This is a genomic window from Flavobacterium jejuense (genome assembly GCF_006491595.2).
GTDB lineage: Bacteria > Bacteroidota > Bacteroidia > Flavobacteriales > Flavobacteriaceae > Flavobacterium > Flavobacterium jejuense.
The window spans coordinates 1-282 of record NZ_VEVQ02000061.1; the positions used below are offsets into that span (position 1 = coordinate 1).

Consider the following 282-nt stretch of genomic DNA (forward strand, 5'->3'; position numbering starts at 1 on the left):
CTAACTGGCGTAAGTATTGCATCAAATGGGACTATTAGTGTTCCAGCAGGTACACCAGCAGGCACTTACAATGTTACTTACCAAATTTGTGAGAACTTAAACTCAACTAATTGCGATACAGCAATCGCTACAATAGTAGTTGATGCAGCTGTTATCGATGCAGTAGACGATGCTACTCCAGCAGATTTATCAAGTGTAAATGGATATACAGGAGGAGTTGCAGGAGATGTTACTACAAACGATACTTTAAACGGAGTTGCCGTAGTTGACACCGAAATCACA

At 40.8% G+C, this 282-nt stretch carries 1 pseudogene; it reads left to right on the top strand.

Annotated elements, in window-relative coordinates:
• Positions 1-282, top strand: a pseudogene (locus FIA58_RS21215) (hypothetical protein); the annotation flags it as partial.